Origin of the sequence: Marimonas lutisalis, assembly GCF_005434965.1 — a bacterium.
Lineage (GTDB): Bacteria > Pseudomonadota > Alphaproteobacteria > Rhodobacterales > Rhodobacteraceae > Marimonas_A > Marimonas_A lutisalis.
Genome location: NZ_SKCI01000003.1, coordinates 250298 through 264571, shown reverse-complemented (window position 1 = coordinate 264571; position 14274 = coordinate 250298). Strand labels below are relative to the sequence as shown.

Sequence of the window (14274 nt, the reverse complement as noted above, 5' to 3'; positions counted from 1 at the left end):
CTCCGGTTCAGGCGGTCTTGCGCCGCGACCAGCCATCAAGCAGGCGGTCGAAGACGGCGTTTGCGTAAAGTCCGTTCGACAGGTGCACCCGGATGCCGGCGGCGGCGGGGTGCGTGGCCCAGAGCGGGAAAGTGGCCTGTGCCACGGCGACGACCGCGAAACTGATCAGAGCCAGAATGACGAGCGCCCATTCCAGAGGTCCCGGTGCGGGTGTCGAAGGCAAGGTGCCGGCGGTAAGTTTCAGTGCCGCCATCTGCAGCAGGAAGTAGCTGACCGAGGTGACCGAGGCGTAGATCACGGTACGGCGGGTCAGCGCGCCGGGCGCGGCATCGGCCAGGCCCTGCGCCAGCAGGTAGGCGACGCCGAAGATCAGGATGACGCCGAGGGCGACGGCCTGCACGGATTTGCCGTCAAAGCCGAAAACCATGCCGATCAGGCTGTAGATCGCGATGCCGATGACGAAAGCGTGCAGCACGTTGCGCGCGCTTGGTACGGCGACGGGGCCGGGGCGGCGGATCGCGGCGATGTTCCGAACCGCTTCGCCAGCGCTGAGGAAGGCATGCGCCTTGTAGAGAGAATGCGCAACGATATGCAGCAGCGCCAGGGGAAAGAGCGCCAGGCCGCATTGCATGATCATGAAGGCCATCTGCGCTATGGTGGACCACGCCAGCGATGTCTTGACCGCTGGTTGCGTCAGCATCACCAACCCGGCGAAAAGCGCGGTGAACCCGCCCAGCATGACCAGAAGGGCCATCACGCCCGGGGCGGCCAGCATCACGTCGGCAAAGCGGATCAACAGGAAGCCACCGGAATTGATCACGCCTGCATGCAGTAGCGCCGAAACAGGTGTGGGGGCTTCCATCACCTCGGTCAGCCAGCCGTGGATCGGGAATTGAGCCGAGGCCAGGACGGCAGCGAGCGCAATCATAAACGCGGCCGTCATCGTGATGAGGTCAGGCCGGGCCGACGACAGAATTGCGGAGATGTCGGACGTGCCGTAGGCAAAAGCCAACAGAAGGACCGCAATGCCGAGCGCGGCTTCGCTTGTCCGTGCGACGAGAGCCTTTTTCCGGGCGGCGCGTCGGGCGGTGGTGCGCTCGGGGTAGAACAGCAGCAAGCGGTGCAGGGTGAGGCTGGTCATTGTCCACGCCGCGAGCAGCTGGGCGAGGTTGCCCGACATCACCAGAAACAGAACCGCGGCAAGGGTGGCCGACATCCAGCCGGTGAACGCGCCTTGCCGCGCCTCACCATCCATGTAGGTGGCCGCGTAGCGCATGACGATCCAGCCGATGAAGCTGACCAGTACCAGCATGGTCGCGCTGACCGCATCCAGCCGGACAGATATGCCGACCCCCAGGAAGCCGATCAGCGCAGAGGTGCCCGGCCCATTCAGGACAAGCAAGGCAGCCGACATCGCGGCGATGCCGAAGGCGGTGAGCGCCGCCCATTCGGAAAGACGCGGCACCCGTCCCGGGCGCAGGCCGGGGTGCCGGACCGCATAGAGGGCAGTGGCGAGCAGTATCAGCGGACTCAACAGCGGCAGGAAAAGGTAGCTCATGGTTCATGGTCCCGAATTGGAAGGGGCAGGGCCCGTTCCGTCCGGGGGTAAGGCAACCGGGAGATTAATAAAAATACATTGTTATTCACATATCGTTCAATTAAGTCGAATAATATGCCATTAAACTATCACCACTTGCGTTACTTCTGGGCCGTCGCCCATGACGGGAACCTGACGCGCACGGCGCAGCGACTGAACCTGTCGCAATCGGCATTGTCCGTGCAGATCAAGCAGTTGGAAGAACGCCTCGGGCATCCGCTGTTTGAACGCCGGGGGCGTCAATTGCACCTGACCGAAGCGGGGCGGATCGCGCTGGATCATGCCGACGCGATCTTTTCCACCGGTCAGGAACTGGTCGCGACGTTGCAGGAAACCGGTCGCACCAGAAAGGCGCTGCGCGTCGGGGCGCTTGCCACGCTGTCGCGCAATTTCCAGATCGGGTTCCTGCGGCCGATCCTCGCGCGGATGGATGTCGAGGTGATCCTGAGATCGGGCAGCCCGACAGAGCTTCTGGAGGGGTTGGCGACGCTCAACCTCGATCTTGTTCTTATGAACCGCGAAGCTCCGGACGACAGCCTGACCCCGTTTGAGACCCATCGCATTGCCGAGCAGGAAGTCAGCATCGTCGGGACGCCGACGCGGCTTGACCCGGATCGGCCGATCCGTGAGCTGCTTGGCGAACAACCATTTATCCTGCCGACCACGGACAGCTCCGTGCGCACGGCCTTCGATGCCATGGCCAGCCGCATGTCGGTGCGGCCGCAAGTGGCGGCGGAAGTGGACGACATGGCGATGATGCGGCTTCTGGCACGCGAGGATATCGGTCTCAGCCTCGTGGCGCCGATCGTCGTGCAGGACGAGCTGGCATCGGGGCGTTTGGTAGAAGCCCGGGAGCACCCGCGGATCACCGAGACCTTTTATGCCATTACCTTGCGGCGGAGATTTCCTAATCCGCTGGTGCAAGAGCTATTGACCACAAGCGCCAACCCGGGGAGCGCGGCGCGATGACGCGACCGGACCTCGAGGATTCCGGGTGGTTTTGCATCCCTGCGAGACAGCCGCCGCTTTGAGCCGTCAAGGGTATTTAACCCGATCATGTTGGTCGAAGACCAGACAGACCGCGCGAAACCGTATGGCCTTCTTTCCGCTGATGACGCACTTGCTCAGGGCTTCAAGACCAAGTGCGATACTCAGAGGGGGCATGCCTGCCTCCGGGACCGTTTTTCACGGTTGCTGCCCAAGCGCTATCCATCGTGACTATCGGGGGCTTTCGACTGGCGGCGCTGACAGGTATACGTGATTGCCGCCGAGCACCTGTTCGCGCAGGGGGCGGGGTGGCGGTCATCCTGTCCTGCTTCTACCAGATGCACTGCCGGCCCGGTGCAACAAGAAACGGCCGAGGAGATCGCTGAATGTCTTCGAATGCAGCTATTCGGGCCGCCCGACTGTCTGTTGCCCCGATGATGGACTGGACAGATCGGCATTGCCGGTACTTTCATCGACTGATCAGCCGCGATGCGCTTCTTTGTACCGAAATGGTGACAGCGCCGGCTCTGGTGCGGGGCGGAGCGTTGCATTTGCTTGATTTCTCGCCCGAGGAACACCCCGTGGCGCTTCAGCTTGGCGGATCGGATCCTGCCGAGCTGGCACAGGCCGCGCGGTTCGGACAGGACGCGGGTTATGACGAGATCAACCTGAACGTCGGCTGTCCCAGTGACAGGGTGCAATCGGGCACGTTCGGTGCGGTGTTGATGAAGGATCCGGGTCTGGTGGCGGAGTGCTGCGCCGCAATGCGCGCGGCGGTGGATGTGGAGGTGACGGTGAAATGCCGGATCGGGGTGGATGACCAGGACCCCGAAGAGGTGCTTCCCGAGTTCATTGCGCGTGTCGCCGCCACCGGGGTTGGGCGCTTCACCATCCATGCGCGCAAGGCCTGGCTGGAAGGGCTCTCTCCAAAGGAAAACAGGGATATCCCACCGCTCGACTATGACCTCGTGCGGCGCATGAAAGGGCTGTTCCCGGCGCTGCACCTGTCAATCAACGGCGGGGTAACCTCGCTCGATCAGGCCGAGGCATTCCTGGAAGCAGGGCTTGATGGTGTGATGATAGGGCGGGCTGCTTATCATCAGCCCTATGACATCCTGGGCCGGGCCGATGCGCGCTTGTTCGGCGGACAACCCGCCCCACAGCGCGAGGAGATCGCGCGGGACATGCTTCCCTATATCGAGACGCATCTTGCCGGGGGCGGGAAGCTGGCACAGGTCACACGGCACATGCTGGGCCTCTTTGCCGGGCAGCCGGGCGCGCGGATGTGGCGGCGGGTGCTGTCGGAGGGGGCGCATCGCGAAGGCGCCGGGCCCGAACTGATCGAAGCGGCACTGGCGCATGTCGCAGAGGCGCGCGGCGCGGCTTGATCGTGGCCTTCCGCTTGGCTGCCAGCCGGTGTAAGCCGAGGGTGCGGGCGAAGTGAGGGACAGACATGCCGGACATGACACTGCTGGTTGCCATGGTTGCCATGGTCGCCGTGATCGGGGCGTTTGCCGGGGTTCTGGCCGGGCTGTTGGGCGTTGGCGGGGGTATTGTGCTGGTGCCTGCGTTTTACTATGCATTTCAGACGCTTGGATATGACGGGCCGCAGCTGATGCAGGTGTGTCTGGCCACATCGCTGGCCACGATCGTGATTACCTCGGTGCGTTCGGTTCTGAGCCACAACAAAAAGGGTGCGGTGGACTGGGAGATCCTGAAAGGCTGGGCCCCGGGCATTGCCGCCGGGGCGGTTCTGGGCATGTTGACGGCGGCCAGCCTGCGCTCGTCCACGCTTCAGGCGTTGTTTGGCATCCTTGGAATCCTCGTCGGCGCATATCTGGGGTTGGGTCGCAGCCACTGGCGATTGGGCGAAGCGATGCCCAAGGGATTGAAAAGAATTGTGATTTCCCCAGTTGTCGGGTTTCTTTCCGTGCTGATGGGGATTGGCGGAGGCAGCTTTGGCGTTCCGCTCATGACGCTTTACGGAACCCCCATTCACCGGGCGGTGGCCACGGCGGCCGGATTTGGCGTGATTATCGCGGTGCCGTCGGTCATCGGATTCCTGTTCATGCCGGTCCAAGACCCGCCGCCGTTTTCAGTTGGCGCCGTGAATTTCGTGGCATTTCCGCTGGTTATCGCGATGACGCTGATCACGGCCCCGATCGGGGTGCGTTTGGCGCACGCGACGGATGCAGCGCGGTTGAAGCGAATCTTCGCGATTTTCGTGACGATCGTGGCCCTGAACATGCTGCGCAAGGCAATGGGATGGTAGCGGACCTGCTGGAGCGGGGATACGCGCTTTTTCCGCACGATTCGGCCCTGGCGGCCTGGGTGCGGGCCGTGCGGCCGGCTGCGCAGGCGGCAATCGAGGATGAAGAGCTTCGGGCCAAGTGGTTGGTGTGCAAGGGAACCTGGTTCGTAGGCGTTGACGCGTTGGCCAATGATGCGAGCGGATCGGTAGATGGTTCGGGGCCGCTGACGGGGGCGGCGATCGAGGTGGCGCAGGGACTGTTCGGGTCCCTGGCCCTGCATCCGGCGCAGTTGTCTGTGGTTTGGCCGGGATACCCGCAACCACGCGATGGTGAAAGCGAGGCGGCCTTTCGATTCCGGCTGAAGAGGGACGCGGCGCACCTTGATGGGATAAAGGCGCAAGGCCCTGAAAGGAAACGCTTTATCGACGAGTTGCATGCCTGGATCCTGGGTGTGCCGTTGAACGAAACCGCAGCGGGGGCAAGCCCCATGGTGATTTGGGACGGCAGCCACGAGGTGATGCGGCGCGGGTTGCTCGGGGCGCTGGAGGAGGTGCCCGAATCGCGCTGGCACGAGGTCGACCTGACTGCCGCCTATCAAGCGGCACGGCGCGAAGTTTTCGAGACTTGTCAAAGGGTTGAGCTGCATGCCCGGCCTGGTGAAGCGTATCTTCTTCACAGGCTGTGCCTACATGGCGTGGCGCCTTGGCGGGCGGGGGCGGATGAGGCGGGGCGCGTGGTGGCGTATTTCCGGCCGGAACTGCCGGGCGGCGTGGGAAAATGGCTGCGCGCGCCGTAGATACTTCCTGATTGTTGCAGGGGCAGGGCCAATCACGTTCCGCGGGTGAAATTGAGTTCCGGACAAGCAACAAAAGACGGCAATAAAGCGTTGATTTTATGTCGAAAATGTGGCGTTTTCAGCTCCGGTCAACACACTGGGGAGACCACGTTGTTTGAGTTGCTGACGCTGTTGGGGCTGGCTGGGATCGGATCCGTTTTCGGGTCTGACCTGGATGATTCGACGAGATCGCAGACCAGAGCCGCGTCGGGTGGGGCGAGTGACGTGTCCGACCAGGAGTTGACCGATGAGTCGCAGGAGGTCGATACGCGGATCCCGGATCTGCTGAACACGACCGATGCGGGCCTTGCCGGCGCCACGGGGGCGGCGCCGGACATCGCCGGGGGCGCTGAAAGCCCGGACCCGTTCGACGCGGGGGTCTGGGCCGACGCAGCGCATCCGGCGCAGGTGGCCGGCTTCGTCAGTGGCGAGGATTCATTGGTTCTGATCACGCCCGAGACCTATGCGGGCGCGGGCGGGGTCAGCGTGGACGTCACGGACACGGGCGAAAGCGAAATCCGCCTCGATGGGATCCGGCTGGCCGTTGTGGGGGCCGTGCCGGGCAGTGCCATCGTGGCCGAGGACGTGTCGGTCGTGGCGATGGAAATGGATGCCGCGGCCGCTGCCTGACGCAGTTTTGTGAGGTAATGGTTAACGCCCGTGAGGGCGGATGGGTACCGGGGGGTGACATACGTGCACCCCCCGGCTGACATCCGGCTGCCGGCAAAACCGGGCGCGTTGTGCCCCGGCCAATCGTTGACACAACGCGCGGTGCCAGTGGTTTTCAAGTGGTTTTCAAAAGGTGAAGAGGGCGGGCGCTTAGCGCTTGAGCCGGGCCGCGCGCCCGCCGCGGCGTTTGCGCAGTTGCGCGCCGCGCGCAGGCAATTCATCCATCACCGCGCGGCGTTCCTCGGGGGTCATGCGTGACCAGCGGGTGATCTCGTCGATCGAACGCAGGCAACCCGTGCAGATCCGCGCTTCGGAATGGACGACGCAGACCTTGATACAAGGGCTTTCGATCTCGTCGCGTTTCCAGACGTCATCGTGTTTCATGTCTCACCCGATATGCCTTAGGCGGTCCAGCAGTCCCTGCAGGATATAGGAGGCCGCGACGTGGTCGATCACCTCGGCGCGACGTTTTCGTGTCGTATCCGCCTCAAGCAGGGCCCTTTCGGCGGCGACGGTGGAGAGCCGTTCATCCCAGAAGGTGATCGGCAGCTCGGTCAGCCGCGCGAGGTTGCGGGCAAAGGCGCGGGTCGACTGGCAGCGCGGGCCTTCGGTGCCGTCCATGTTGCGCGGCAGGCCCAGCACGATGCCCGAGATGTCGCGCGCGGCGAGGATGGCAATGAGCGCCTCGGCATCGGCGGTGAATTTCTTGCGCCGGATGGTTTCGAGCGGCGTCGCGACCGAGCGCATGCCGTCGGAGACGGCGACACCGATGGTGCGATCGCCGAGATCGAGCCCGGCCAGCGCCCGCATCGGCGGCAGGGCGGCGGCGAAATCCTCGATCTCGTCGAAGATCATTCGGTGAGTCCCGCGCGCCGGGCGGCCGCGTCGAGCGTGGCGCGCGCGGTGGTATTTTCGCCATGCGCGGCGAGCGCCGCGTCATAGGCCGCCTGCGCCGCGTCACGATCGCCCAGGATCGCCTGCGAGGTGATGAGCCGTGCCCATTCCTGCGCGCTGCCGCCGTCGGCAGTCAGGCGCTCGGAGAGCTGGGCGACCATGCCGCGGATCATTTCCTGGCGGTCTTCGGCGCTCATTTCCTCGGCGTTCTGCATGTCTTCGGCGGTGGGGCCGGGCAGTTCGGCCGCCGGGGCGGGCGATTGCAGCAGGCCCGCCTGCACTGCGCCGCCGCGCACGATGGCGAGCATCTGCGGCTTGTCGGCAAAGATGCGTTGCGCTTCGTCCCAGATCGCCTGGGCGCGGTCGGTCTGGCCCAGCACACCAAGCGCGCCAATCAGGCGGGCCCATTCCTGGGGCGTGCCGCCTTCGTTGGCGAGCTTGTCGTTGAGACGCTCGACCATGCCGCGGATCATGTCCTGGCGTTCTTCCGGCGTCATTTCGGCGGCGTTCTGCATGTCTTCGGCGCTGGGGCCGGGCAGGGCGGCGGGGGGCGTATAGTTCTTGATCCCGGCAAGCCAGGCGATTTCCTCGATCTGGCTGCGGATCGCGGGCACCCAGGGTGCGGTTTCCGGGCCTTCCTTCAGGAGGGCATCCCACAGGCGGAAGGCCATGTCGGGGCGATCAACCTGCCGGGCAAGATGGCCAAGGTAATAGCGGGCAATCGGGTTGCCGGGCTGTTTTTCCAGCGCGGTGCGCAGGGCGGTTTCGGCCTCGGGCGAGACATAGCCCTGGGCGGCGGTGATCATCAGGTCGGCCTGAAGCACGTAATCATCGGCGGTGACGGTATCGCCCTTGAGCGCGATCACCTTTTCCTGCGCCTGCCAGGCGGCGGTGTAGTTGCCAAGTGCGGCTTCGTTGCGGGCCAGAAGCATCTGGCCCTGGAGATCGTCGGGCCGCTGGGCGACGGTTTCGCGCAGTTTCGCCATCAGGTCGGCAAATTCGGCGCTGGGGGCGGGGCCGGCGGGCGCGGCGGGAAGCTGGGCCACGAAATCGGCCTGAGAGGCACGGGTGGTGCGCAGTTCCTCGGAGGCCTCGATCCGCGTGGCGCGGGGCAGATCGCGCATGCCGGGCGCGCCCAGCTGCGGGTAGATCGCCAAGGTGCCGCCGACGAGGGCGACGGCGATGATCCCGATCAGGGCGTAGGTTGCGCCGCGGGGCTGATCGGCGCCGGCCTGGGCCTTTTGCAGCTGGGCATCGGCGGCCAGCACCCGGCGGCCGACCTCGGCGCGGATGCGCTCGGCATCGGCTTCGGAGAGCACGCCACGGGCGAGATCGCGGTCGACCTCGGTGAGCTGGTCGCGATAGACGCGCAGATCGTAGGCGGCAGGATGTTCCTCGTCGCGCTTGGCGCGCAGAAGCGTCATCGCGAGGATGACGGCGACGAAGATGGCCAGCGCGGCGGCGGTGATCCAGAAAACCATGAACGAGCCCCGGTTAATGCTTAGTCTCGCCTGCATGTAATGTGGGCGGCGGCCGGGTGAAAGGGTAAATGCCCAATCCGCCGCCCGATGTCGCATTCGGCGTGAATTGTGACGGATAGAAACGTGGGGAAATCCGCGCCGCGCGGCACTAGGGTGGCGCATGACATGCCCAAGGGGAATCGGGACGCATGAGACGCTATTCAGCCTTTGCCGTTGCACGTGAAGCCGCCCGTTATCACACGGGGTGGGAGCGCGCGTGGCGGTCGCCGGAGCCGAAGAAGAAATACGACGTGATCATCGTGGGCGCGGGTGGCCACGGTCTGGCCACGGCGTTTTACCTCGGAAAAAACTTCGGCATCACCAATGTGGCGATCCTGGAAAAGGGCTGGCTGGGTGGTGGCAATACCGGGCGGAACACGACGATCATCCGCTCGAACTATCTGCAGGATCCGTCGGCGGCGATCTATGAAAAGGCGCGCTCGCTTTACGAGACGATGTCTCAGGACCTGAACTATAACGTGATGTTTTCGCCGCGCGGCGTGCTGATGCTGGCGCAGACCGAGCACGAGGTGCGCGGCTATCAGCGCACGGCGCATGCCAACATGCTGCAAGGGGTCGAGACCGAGTTTGTTTCGCCGCAGCGGGTGAAGGAACTGGTGCCGATCATCTCGCTTTCTGGGCCGCGTTACCCGGTGCTGGGCGGGCTGTGGCAGGCGCGCGGTGGTACCGGGCGGCATGACGCGGTCGCCTGGGGCTATGCGCGGGCGTGCTCGGACATGGGGATGGACATCATCCAGCAATGCGAAGTGACCGCGGTGCGCAAGGAGGGTGGCAAGGTTGTCGGCGTCGACACCACCAAGGGCGCGATCGATTGCGACAAGCTGGGCATCGTGGTGGCGGGGCATTCGGGGGTTCTGGCCGAGATGGCGGGCTTCCGGCTGCCGATTGAATCGGTGGCGCTGCAGGCGCTGGTCTCCGAGCCCATCAAACCCTGCATGGACATCGTGGTGATGGCCAACACCGTGCACGGCTACATGAGCCAGTCGGACAAGGGCGAGATGGTGATCGGCGGCGGCGCGGACGGGTATAACAACTATACCCAGCGGGGCAGCTTCCATCACATCGAGGAGACGGTGCGCGCGCTCATCGAGACCTTCCCGATGATTTCGCGGCTGAAGATGCTGCGGCAATGGGGCGGGATTGTGGACATGACCGGGGACCGCTCGCCGATCCTCAGCAAGACGCCGGTGGAGAACGTGTTCATCAACTGCGGCTGGGGCACCGGGGGCTTCAAGGCCATTCCGGGCTCGGGCTGGGGCATGGCCGAGCTGATGGCCAAGGGGCAGTCATCGCTGACCGAGGAGTTCGGGCTGAACCGGTTCCGCGAGGGGCGGTTCGTGGACGAAAGCGTGGCCGCGGGGGTGGCGCATTGATGGCTGTGAGCATGACAACGCGCGACGGCTTGGCGCAACGCAACATGATCGAGGGAGCACTGGCATGCTGATCCTTGAATGCCCCTATTGCGGGGTCAAAGGCGAAGAGACGGAATTCCACGGCGGGGGCGAGGCGCATCTGAAGCGGTTTGGGCCGGGATCGTCGGAGGAAGACTTCGAGGGTTACCTGTTTCACCGGGAGAACCCCAAGGGCGTGCACCTGGAGCGCTGGCGGCATGTGAATGGCTGCGGCAAGTGGTTTCACGTGGCGCGCGATACCGCGACGCTGGAGGTGTTCGGCAGCTACAGCGCGCAGGTGACCGAGCCGCCGCAAGAGATCAAGGATGCGATTTCGGCCAAGCGGCCGGGTTGGAGCTGGAGGGAGTTCGCATGAGCACGCGTCTGGCACAGGGCGGGCGGCGCATCGACCGCCGCAAATCCGTCGAGTTCCGCTTCAACGGCAAGCGGCTGAAAGGCTATGAGGGCGATACGCTGGCCTCGGCGCTGTTGGCCAATGACCAGATGATGGTGGGGCGCAGCTTCAAGTATCACCGCCCGCGCGGCATTGTGGCGAGCGGGGCGGAAGAGCCCAATGCGCTGTTCAACACCGGCGAGGGCGCGACCTTCGAGCCGAACCAGCGCGCGACGACGACCGAGATTTTCGCCGGGCTGGAGGCGAAGAGCCAGAACCACTGGCCGAGCCTGGAGTTCGACATCGGCGCGGTCAACGCGAAGCTGAGCCGGTTCCTGCCGGCGGGGTTCTACTACAAGACCTTCATGTTCCCGCGCTTTGCCTGGAAGCATCTTTACGAGCCGTTTATCCGCCAATCGGCCGGTCTGGGCCGCGCGCCCGAGGCCGAGGACCGCGATGGCGACACCTATGAGCATTTCTATGGCTTCTTCGATGTCGTGGTGATCGGCGGCGGCGTCGCGGGCCTGCAGGCGGCGAAGGCCGCGGGTGAGGCCGGCGCCAAGGTGCTGGTGATGGAACAGACCGCCCAGTGGGGCGGACGCGCCGCGGTGGATGGCGGCGAAGTCGATGGCGCGCCGGTGGCCGATTATATAGCCGCGACCGTCGCGGCGCTGGAGGCGATGGAAAACGTCACCCTGCGCAGGCGGATGATGGGCGCGGGCGTCTACGATCACGGCTACCTGCTGGCCTATGAGCGGTTGCGCGATCATTGCCCGGACGAGGCCGGACCGCGCCACCGGCTGTGGCGCATTCGTGCGGGGCGGATCGTGACGGCGACCGGCGCGATCGAACGGCCGCTGAGCTTTGCCGGCAACGACATTCCCGGCGTGATGCTGGCCAGCGCGGTGCGCGATTACATCGTTGATTACGGCGTCAGCCCCGGTGACCGCGTGGTCGTGGTGACCAACAACGACGATGCCTATCGCACCGCCATCGCAGTGAAAGAGGCGGGCCTGTCGGTGCCGGTGATCGTCGATGCCCGGGTGGGCGGCGGCGGGGCGCTGGCCGATCAGGCGCGCGCGCTGGGCATCCGGGTGGAGACCGGCAAGGGCATCGCCAAGGTGCATGGGACCAAGCGCGTCGAGGGCGTGGCGATCTGTGCCCAGGCGGGCGAAGGCGCGGTGCTTGACGAAGTGGGCTGTGACGTGGTTGCCATGTCGGGCGGCTGGTCGCCGGTGGTGCACCTGTGGTCGCATTGCGGTGGCAAGCTGAATTGGGACGAGGCGCAGGCCTGTTTCCGCCCCGACGGCAACCGCCCGCCGACCGACCAGGACGGCGAAGGCTTTGTTCTTCCGGCAGGGGCGGCGAATGGTGAGCTGGGCCTGGGCGCCGGGCTGACCGATGCCGATGCCGCCGGCAAGCGCGCGGCGGACGAGACCGGGCACAAGCCGGGCCGGGGCAAGGCGCCGGTGGCTGCCGATGTCGACGAAGCTGCGCTGGAGCCGGTATGGCTGATGCCGCAGGGGGCGGGTGCCAAGCTGCGGATGAAGGCCTGGCTGGATTACCAGAACGACGTGAAGGTGAGCGATGTGCAGCTCGCGGCGCGCGAAGGCTATGAATCGGTTGAGCACACCAAGCGCTATACCACGCTGGGCATGGCGACCGACCAGGGGAAACTGAGTAATATCAACGGGCTGGCGATCCTTTCCGATGCGCTGGGGCAACCCATCCCGCAGACCGGCACGACCACGTTCCGCCCGCCTTACACGCCGATTTCGATGGGCGCGATCGCGGGCGAGGCACGCGCCGAGATTTTCCAGCCGCTGCGGCGGACGCCGATGCATGACTGGCACGAGGCCAACGGCGCCCATTGGGAGCCGGTCGGCCAGTGGCGGCGGCCCTATTGCTATCCGAAGACGGGCGAGAGCCACGCGGCCGCCGTGGCGCGCGAGGTGATGGCGACACGCGAGAGCCTCGGGCTGCTCGATGCCTCGACCCTGGGCAAGCTGATCGTGAAGGGCCCGGATGCGGGCCGGTTCCTCGACATGCTTTACACCAACATGATGAGCACGCTGAAACCAGGCAAATGCCGTTACGGGCTGATGTGTTCGGAAAACGGGTTCCTGATCGACGATGGCGTGGTGGCGCGTTTGGACGACGATACATTCCTGTGCCACACCACCACCGGCGGGGCCGAGCGCATCCATGCGCATATGGAAGAGTGGCTGCAGACCGAGTGGTGGGACTGGAAAGTCTATGTTGCCAACGTGACCGAGCAATACGCCCAGATTGCCGTGGTGGGCCCGAACGCGCGGAAAGTGCTGGAGAAGCTGAGCGAGGACGACCTGAGCGCCGAGGGCTTCCCCTTCATGGCGTGGAAGGATGTGACGCTTAACCGCATCAAGACGCGAGTTTACCGTATTTCATTCTCGGGTGAGTTGAGTTACGAAATTTCCGTGCCTGCCAGCGAGGGTCGCGCCCTTTGGAATATGTTGCTGGAGGCGGGGGATGAGTATGGCGCGACTCCTTACGGCACCGAGGCGCTGCACGTGATGCGCGCCGAGAAGGGCTTTATCATGATCGGGGACGAGACCGACGGCACGGTCATCCCGCAGGATCTGGGCCTGCACTGGGCAATTTCCAAGAAGAAAGAGGATTTCCTGGGCAAGCGGGCGCAGGAGCGCAGCCACATGACCGATCCCAAGCGGTGGAAGCTGGTGGGGCTGGAGACGGTCGATGGTTCGGTTATCCCCGATGGCGCCTATGCGGTGGCGGACGGCACGAATGCCAACGGTCAGCGCAACGTGCAGGGGCGGGTGACCTCGACCTATTTCAGCCCGACGCTGGGGCGGGGCATTGCCATGGGACTGGTGCTGAACGGGCCGGACCGGATGGGCGAGGTGATTTCCTTCCCCGGTACTGACGGCAAGACCTATGACGCGAAGATCGTGGACCCGGTTTTCTATGACAAGGACGGGGAGAAGCAGAATGTCTGAGACCCTGAGCGCATTGAAGGGCGCCCGGTTTGCCGGGATCGCCGTGGTGACCGAGGCGGGCCTGCGCGGCATGATCACGGTGCGGGGCGATTTGGCCGACACCGACGTGAAGAACGCCGTGACCGGCGTGGCAGGCGTGGACATGCCGGGCCAGCGCGAGATCAACACGGTGGGCGAGCGCGGGATCGCGTGGATGTCGCCGGATGAACTGCTGGTGATGGTGCCGCATGGCGAGGCCGAGCAGGCGGTGGAGACGATGAACGCGGCGTTGACGGGCGCGCATGCGCTGGTGGTGAACGTTTCGGACGCGCGCGCGGTCTTTGATGTCACCGGTCCGCACGCGCGTGAGGTGCTGGGCAAGCTGATGCCGGTGGATTTCAGCGCGGTGGGTTTTGGCCCCGGCATGATCCGCCGAAGCCGCATGGCGCAGGTACCGGCGGCGGTGTGGATGACGGGCGAAGACGCGTTCCGCGTGGTCTGCTTCCGCTCGGTTGCGCAATACGTGTTCGACCTGCTCAAGGCCGCCGCGGCGGAGGGCAGCGAGGTCGGGCTTTACGCCTGATCGCAGTCTTTGCCGGTGATTGGTGACACCCGGACATGCGCGGCGAGGATGGCAACCGCCCGACTGGCGCAGTGCGATGACACGCAGCGAGGCCGGGCGCTCGGACCGTATGTGACCGGCGCTTCTGTGTTTTGCGCAGGGGATACCATCGGCAGG

12 protein-coding genes and 1 pseudogene are annotated in these 14274 nt (G+C 65.0%); 9 read left to right on the top strand and 4 right to left on the bottom strand.

Annotation, left to right across the window (positions count from 1 at the left end; all coding sequences use genetic code 11):
• Positions 1 to 7: 7 nt before the first annotated feature.
• Positions 8 to 1558 (bottom strand): proton-conducting transporter transmembrane domain-containing protein, encoded by a 1551-nt coding sequence (locus tag E0501_RS14430; RefSeq protein ID WP_137702086.1) that lies wholly within the window; start codon positions 1556 to 1558, stop codon positions 8 to 10.
• Positions 1559 to 1672: 114 nt separating this feature from the next.
• On the opposite strand from E0501_RS14430, the gene E0501_RS14425 reads away from it, so the two are divergent.
• The 5 genes from E0501_RS14425 to E0501_RS14405 all read left to right on the top strand — a co-directional run bounded on the left by E0501_RS14425 (position 1673) and on the right by E0501_RS14405 (position 6301).
• Positions 1673 to 2566, top strand: a complete 894-nt coding sequence (locus E0501_RS14425) for a LysR family transcriptional regulator (protein ID WP_137702085.1) — start codon at positions 1673 to 1675, stop codon at positions 2564 to 2566.
• A 404-nt stretch (positions 2567 to 2970) separates the two neighbouring features.
• Entirely contained in the window at positions 2971 to 3972 is a 1002-nt protein-coding gene (dusA, locus tag E0501_RS14420; protein WP_137702084.1) for a tRNA dihydrouridine(20/20a) synthase DusA, read from the top strand.
• A 65-nt stretch (positions 3973 to 4037) separates the two neighbouring features.
• On the top strand, positions 4038 to 4856 hold the full coding sequence (locus tag E0501_RS14415) for a sulfite exporter TauE/SafE family protein (RefSeq protein WP_137702083.1): 819 nt from the start codon (positions 4038 to 4040) through the stop codon (positions 4854 to 4856).
• Positions 4850 to 5632, top strand: a complete 783-nt coding sequence (locus E0501_RS14410; protein ID WP_137702082.1) for a hypothetical protein — start codon at positions 4850 to 4852, stop codon at positions 5630 to 5632. The genes E0501_RS14415 and E0501_RS14410 overlap by 7 nt, the downstream gene beginning before the upstream one ends.
• Before the next feature lie 150 nt (positions 5633 to 5782).
• Positions 5783 to 6301 carry a hypothetical protein gene (locus E0501_RS14405; protein WP_137702081.1) on the top strand — a complete coding sequence of 173 codons (519 nt, stop codon included), beginning with the start codon at positions 5783 to 5785 and terminating at the stop codon, positions 6299 to 6301.
• Between the two features lie 189 nt (positions 6302 to 6490).
• Here the strand turns inward: E0501_RS14405 and E0501_RS14400 are convergent, their stop codons facing one another.
• The 3 genes and pseudogenes from E0501_RS14400 to ccmI form a co-directional block, all read right to left on the bottom strand.
• A complete protein-coding gene (locus E0501_RS14400; RefSeq protein WP_137702080.1) occupies positions 6491 to 6724 on the bottom strand; it encodes a DUF1289 domain-containing protein in 234 nt (77 codons plus the stop codon).
• Between the two features lie 3 nt (positions 6725 to 6727).
• Positions 6728 to 7195 carry a Holliday junction resolvase RuvX gene (gene ruvX, locus E0501_RS14395; protein ID WP_137702079.1) on the bottom strand — a complete coding sequence of 156 codons (468 nt, stop codon included), beginning with the start codon at positions 7193 to 7195 and terminating at the stop codon, positions 6728 to 6730.
• Positions 7196 to 7494: 299 nt separating this feature from the next.
• Positions 7495 to 8715 (bottom strand): annotated as a pseudogene (gene ccmI / locus E0501_RS14390) (c-type cytochrome biogenesis protein CcmI); the annotation flags it as partial.
• Positions 8716 to 8903: 188 nt separating this feature from the next.
• On the opposite strand from ccmI, the gene E0501_RS14385 reads away from it, so the two are divergent.
• The 4 genes from E0501_RS14385 to E0501_RS14370 all read left to right on the top strand — a co-directional run bounded on the left by E0501_RS14385 (position 8904) and on the right by E0501_RS14370 (position 14118).
• Positions 8904 to 10148 carry a sarcosine oxidase subunit beta family protein gene (locus E0501_RS14385; protein WP_137702077.1) on the top strand — a complete coding sequence of 415 codons (1245 nt, stop codon included), beginning with the start codon at positions 8904 to 8906 and terminating at the stop codon, positions 10146 to 10148.
• Positions 10149 to 10212: 64 nt separating this feature from the next.
• Complete coding sequence (locus tag E0501_RS14380; RefSeq protein ID WP_137702076.1) at positions 10213 to 10542, top strand: sarcosine oxidase subunit delta; 330 nt, start codon at positions 10213 to 10215, stop codon at positions 10540 to 10542.
• Positions 10539 to 13556 carry a sarcosine oxidase subunit alpha family protein gene (locus tag E0501_RS14375; protein WP_137702075.1) on the top strand — a complete coding sequence of 1006 codons (3018 nt, stop codon included), beginning with the start codon at positions 10539 to 10541 and terminating at the stop codon, positions 13554 to 13556. Before E0501_RS14380 ends, E0501_RS14375 begins: the two co-directional genes overlap by 4 nt.
• Complete coding sequence (locus E0501_RS14370; RefSeq protein WP_137702074.1) at positions 13549 to 14118, top strand: sarcosine oxidase subunit gamma; 570 nt, start codon at positions 13549 to 13551, stop codon at positions 14116 to 14118. The genes E0501_RS14375 and E0501_RS14370 overlap by 8 nt, the downstream gene beginning before the upstream one ends.
• Positions 14119 to 14274: the final 156 nt, after the last annotated feature.

Bases quoted from the DNA above. Each gene is read 5' to 3' on its own strand.
- E0501_RS14410 (WP_137702082.1), top strand. From the start codon at position 4,850: ATGGTAGCGGACCTGCTGGAGCGGGGATACGCGCTTTTTCCGCACGAT.
- E0501_RS14415 (WP_137702083.1), top strand. From the start codon at position 4,038: ATGCCGGACATGACACTGCTGGTTGCCATGGTTGCCATGGTCGCCGTG.
- E0501_RS14425 (WP_137702085.1), top strand. From the start codon at position 1,673: ATGCCATTAAACTATCACCACTTGCGTTACTTCTGGGCCGTCGCCCAT.
- ruvX (WP_137702079.1), bottom strand. From the start codon at position 7,195: ATGATCTTCGACGAGATCGAGGATTTCGCCGCCGCCCTGCCGCCGATG.
- E0501_RS14385 (WP_137702077.1), top strand. From the start codon at position 8,904: ATGAGACGCTATTCAGCCTTTGCCGTTGCACGTGAAGCCGCCCGTTAT.
- E0501_RS14400 (WP_137702080.1), bottom strand. From the start codon at position 6,724: ATGAAACACGATGACGTCTGGAAACGCGACGAGATCGAAAGCCCTTGT.
- E0501_RS14375 (WP_137702075.1), top strand. From the start codon at position 10,539: ATGAGCACGCGTCTGGCACAGGGCGGGCGGCGCATCGACCGCCGCAAA.
- dusA (WP_137702084.1), top strand. From the start codon at position 2,971: ATGTCTTCGAATGCAGCTATTCGGGCCGCCCGACTGTCTGTTGCCCCG.
- E0501_RS14380 (WP_137702076.1), top strand. From the start codon at position 10,213: ATGCTGATCCTTGAATGCCCCTATTGCGGGGTCAAAGGCGAAGAGACG.
- E0501_RS14430 (WP_137702086.1), bottom strand. From the start codon at position 1,558: ATGAGCTACCTTTTCCTGCCGCTGTTGAGTCCGCTGATACTGCTCGCC.
- E0501_RS14370 (WP_137702074.1), top strand. From the start codon at position 13,549: ATGTCTGAGACCCTGAGCGCATTGAAGGGCGCCCGGTTTGCCGGGATC.